The sequence below is a fragment of the Microcoleus sp. PH2017_05_CCC_O_A genome, assembly GCF_020738785.1.
GTDB lineage: Bacteria > Cyanobacteriota > Cyanobacteriia > Cyanobacteriales > Microcoleaceae > Microcoleus.
The window spans coordinates 1-4281 of record NZ_JAEQCB010000259.1 but is presented as its reverse complement, the minus strand read 5'-3'; the positions used below and the strand labels follow the sequence as shown (position 1 = coordinate 4281).

At 48.2% G+C, this 4281-nt stretch carries 5 protein-coding genes; 2 read left to right on the top strand and 3 right to left on the bottom strand.

What is annotated here, in order from left to right:
* Together JGK20_RS33205 and JGK20_RS33200 are read left to right on the top strand one after the other, a co-directional pair.
* Nucleotides 1–438 (top strand): dihydrofolate reductase family protein (locus JGK20_RS33205; protein WP_293185501.1); only part of this gene is annotated, 438 nt, incomplete at its 5' end.
* Between the two features lie 117 nt (nt 439–555).
* Nucleotides 556–1752 (top strand): GNAT family N-acetyltransferase, encoded by a 1197-nt coding sequence (locus JGK20_RS33200; protein WP_293212236.1) that lies wholly within the window; start codon nt 556–558, stop codon nt 1750–1752.
* A gap of 26 nt (nt 1753–1778) precedes the next feature.
* Here the strand turns inward: JGK20_RS33200 and JGK20_RS33195 are convergent, their stop codons facing one another.
* The 3 genes from JGK20_RS33195 to JGK20_RS33185 form a co-directional block, all read right to left on the bottom strand.
* A complete protein-coding gene (locus tag JGK20_RS33195; RefSeq protein ID WP_293185499.1) occupies nt 1779–1979 on the bottom strand; it encodes a hypothetical protein in 201 nt (66 codons plus the stop codon).
* A 152-nt stretch (nt 1980–2131) separates the two neighbouring features.
* On the bottom strand, nt 2132–2713 hold the full coding sequence (locus tag JGK20_RS33190; protein WP_293189237.1) for a hypothetical protein: 582 nt from the start codon (nt 2711–2713) through the stop codon (nt 2132–2134).
* Nucleotides 2714–2884: 171 nt separating this feature from the next.
* The gene (locus tag JGK20_RS33185) at nt 2885–4249 is read right to left on the bottom strand and encodes an ATP-binding protein (RefSeq protein WP_293185496.1); all 1365 of its coding nucleotides are present in this window, start codon (nt 4247–4249) and stop codon (nt 2885–2887) included.
* Between the last annotated feature and the right edge of the window lie 32 nt (nt 4250–4281).

Genomic DNA, 4281 nt, shown 5'->3' with positions numbered 1-4281 from the left:
TTGTCTTGTGGAACAGGCATCTTGCCTGTTGCTGAGCACGGGCTAGAAGCCCGTTCCACAATAGATGAATTGTCTTGTGGAACAGGCATCTTGCCTGTTCTTGAAAATGGTGCAATCGGTAAGTTCGATCGCACTTTAACAACCAACACCATCGAGGGAGAAATCGATTGGATTGATGCGTTTCAACAGCTAGAAACCCTCGGTATCAAACGTTTGGCAATTTTGGGAGGCGGAAAACTCGTCGCGTCTGTGCTCGCTGCGGGCTTGATAGACGAGCTCTGGCTGACGGTATGCCCGCTAATTTTGGGTGGCGTGGATGCACCGACACCTGTCGAGGGAAAGGGTTTTTTAGCCGATTTAGCGCCGAAATTAGAGCTTTTGACGGTTAAACAGGTGGGAGGTGAGGTGTTTTTGCATTATAGAGTTGGGGCGGGCTAGAAGCCCACCCCACAACATTTGTGGCACAGGCATCTTGCCTGTGGCGAGTAATTACACAAGCAGGGGAAATTGTATTAAGTTAAATAAAGTTCGATCGCTCTACGTTCAAATCTCCCTATGCTGAAACAGCCGAAACCTCAATATTCTGTAGCCTGGATTAGCAAACTAGCTGACATCCCGCAAGCATCGTGGGATGCCTTGGCGATGCCGCTAAAAACGCCATTTCTCGAATGGGATTGGCTGAATAATCTCGAAACTTCCGGTAGCGCGACAGGTAAAAACGGTTGGCTACCGCATCACTTGACTGTCTGGCGAGACAAAGAGTTGATTGCTTGTGCGCCGCTTTATGTCAAAAGTCACAGTTACGGCGAATTTGTATTCGATAATCAATGGGCCGATTTAGCTCAACGTTTGGGTATTGAATACTATCCGAAATTGATGGGAATGACGCCGTTTACTCCGGCGGAAGGGTATCGTTTTTTGATTGCGCCGGGGGAAGATGAAGATGAGTTAACTGGCATAATGGTAAGTGCGATCGACCATTTTTGCGATCGGCATAATATCTCTGGTTGCAATTTCCTGTATGTCGATCCTGTCTGGCGCGATCGCATGGAACGGCATGGTTTTAGCGCTTGGCTGCACCACAGTTATATTTGGCAAAATCAAAGCTATCAAAATTTTGACAGCTATCTAGGCGCATTTAATGCCAACCAGCGCCGCAATATCAAGCGCGAACGCAAGGCTGTGGAAACAGCCGGTTTGTTAGTAAAAACTTTGACTGGTGATGAAATTCCCCAAGCGATGTTTGGGCAAATGTATGCTTTTTATGAGAATACTTGCGACAAGTTTGGCTGGTGGGGAAGCAAGTATTTGACTAAGCGGTTTTTTGAACAGTTGCATGACAATTATCGCGATCGGGTTTTGTTTGTCGCCGCCTATGATCAGGAAGATGAGAGACAGCCGATGGGAATGTCTTTTTGTCTGTATAAGGGCGATCGAATGTACGGACGCTATTGGGGCAGTTTGCAAGAAATTGACTGCCTACACTTCGATGCTTGTTACTATACACCGATCGAATGGGCGATCGATCGGGGCATCCAAACCTTCGATCCGGGCGCGGGCGGCAGGCACAAAAAACGGCGCGGCTTTCCAGCTACGCCCAATTATAGTTTGCACCGATTTTATAACAACCGTCTGGCGCAAATTCTTAAGTCTTATATCGGTCAAATTAATGAAAGAGAACAGGAAGAAATTGATGCAGTTAATGAGGATTTACCTTTTACTAAGTTACCTCCTTTGTCACTAGCTGATTGAAAGATACGGCAGAAATTAGGTAGAAATTAGGACACGGCAAAAATCAGGACACGGCAGTGCCGTTTCCCTACAATCAATCGGGCGATGATTACAGATGTCATTGAGTTTGATGGATTATTTTGGGGTAGGGAAACGGCATCGCCGTCTCCTCTTCTGCCGTGCGATTGATGGTTATATTCGATCGCACTGAGGGCAACTTTATCATCCAATTCGGTTGATTTTACCATTACCTGAAATCAGGATACGGCAGTGCCGTTTCCCTACAATTAATCGGGCGATGGTTACATCTGTTATGGAATATTAATGATTATTTCAAGGTAGGGAAACGGCAATGCCGTCTCCTCTTTTGCCGTCAACCGTCAACCGTCAACCAGTCAACTTAATTCAAAATTACCTTGCCATCTTCCTGAATTTCCATCGATTTTGTATCAACGCCCAAGTCTGTTGTTGCGCCAAAGCTGACTTGCAACATTCCCGGCGTAGCGGTTGCTTGCGGGCGCACCAACAGCAATCCGCCGTCTGGGCGCTGGTAAGTGAAGGTGATTGGTACTTTGATGTTTTTCAGTAAAATTTCCGATTGTTCGCCCAGAGTGCGCGGTGGAGTAACACCAATGACTTGATAATTGATGACGGCATTGGTGGTATTCACGAGTTTAATTACTACCATGCCCTCCATCGGCGTAACTCGCGCACTTGGCATCGGGAATCGGGCGGGGGCATCTTGGGGTGTGGCGGGCATCCCGCTGGGCTTGGGACTCGCAGCGGGGCTGGGACTCGCAGCGGGACTCGGTTCGCTGACAGGCTTTCCAGGTGCGGGAGTGGCTGCGGGTTGGGATACGGGTTTTCCTGGTTGGGGCGGGGGGCCGCCGGCTTGTCCAAGTGTTGCGAGACTGACGAGTAAACCGCCGCAGGTGGCTGCTAGCAAGCTGATTTTTTTGAACGGTAGATTGTGGCGAAACATAAATAACTCCTCACGAGTTCGATCGAGATTTCCAACAAAGTTTATGTTAATCTATGCCCGAATTGAATTTTAATAGCTGGGTTTGGGCGCAAGGTAGAAAGAATCAGGGTTTGAGGGATAGATTTTTTGGATCAACCGCAGAGGGCGCAGAGGGCACAGAGGAAGAGAGGTTTAGAGGCGGATTTCTGCTGATTTGTGGGCGGGGATGGTGACGGTAACAGCGGTTCCCCGATCGACTTGGCTGTCAATCCGGATTTGGCCGCGGTGGTTTTCGACAATGGCTTTGGCTATGGCTAATCCTAAACCAGAACCGGCGGCGCTGCGGTGGGTGCGGGCGGGATCGGCGCGGTAAAATCGATCGAACAAATGCGGTAGCGCTTCCGGGGCAATCCCCATGCCGGTGTCTGTGACTTTGATTTGCAGTGCAGAATTGATCGCCGACGAATTTCTTTTGTTTTTAGCTGCCAACTGCAATTCTACTTCAATTTCCCCACCCGATGGCGTGTACTGCACGGCGTTGCTGACAAGATTGGTAAACAGTCGCGCTAGTTGATCCCAGTCGCCTAAAACTGTAAAGTTATTTTCAGTGTCGGGCGAATCGATTATTTCCAAACAGAGAGAGATTTTTTGGGTAAGGGCGATCGCCATTTGTTCTTCAATTACCTCCATCAACAAAGCATCGAGAGGAACATCAACCCACTGCTGCTGCACGATTCCGCTGTCTTGTCTGGCCAAAAATAGCAAATCGTCAACCAACCGCCCCAAACGGCGCGTCAGGCGTTCGATAACCTGTAGCTGTTGGTGTTGCTGCGGTTCGATGTCCGGTTCTGCCAAGGCTACTTGGACATTTGTTTGAATAGTGGCGATCGGATTTCTGAGTTCGTGGGAAGCATCGGCAGTAAACTGTTTAAGACGACTGTAAGATTCTCTCACAGGTGCGATCGCCAATCCCGACAGCAACCAGCCAATAGCCGCCACACAAATTAAAGTTAAACTCGCGCCCAAAATCAAATCAAAAATTAATTGTCGGATCGGTTTTGTCACTTCAAACCAAGGATGGCTGACTCGCAAATATCCCAAAACTTGGCGGCCGATTTCCACACGCTGCGTAACTTGTCTGAGAGAATAGTTTTGATCCGGCTGCAACTTATTATTAATTATCCAAACCGTTTCGCCCGTGCGGTTAGCGCGAATCGGAACATTCAGCGGTTCCGACAAAGTAGACCACAGCAACTCGCCCGTAGGACTGAACCATTCTAAATCAATGTGGTCGTCTTCTACTGCGTCGCTGCTATCTCGAAAACTCGTTTGAATATTAACTTGCAACTTAGTTTTAGCACCCTTACTCGGGGAAGTTACCGGTTCGATCGCGAGAGTTCGCTCTACTATTTCTACAACGTGATTGAGAGTGTCGTCGATGCGATCGATCAAAGTATTGCGAACGTAGAAATAGAAACCAGTGGCGAATACAAGTAACAATACAGCAGTAACGGCAGTATACCAAATAGCAAGGCGGCGGCGAGTAGTTTGAAACATGGGAAATTTGGTAATTGGTAATTGGTAATTGG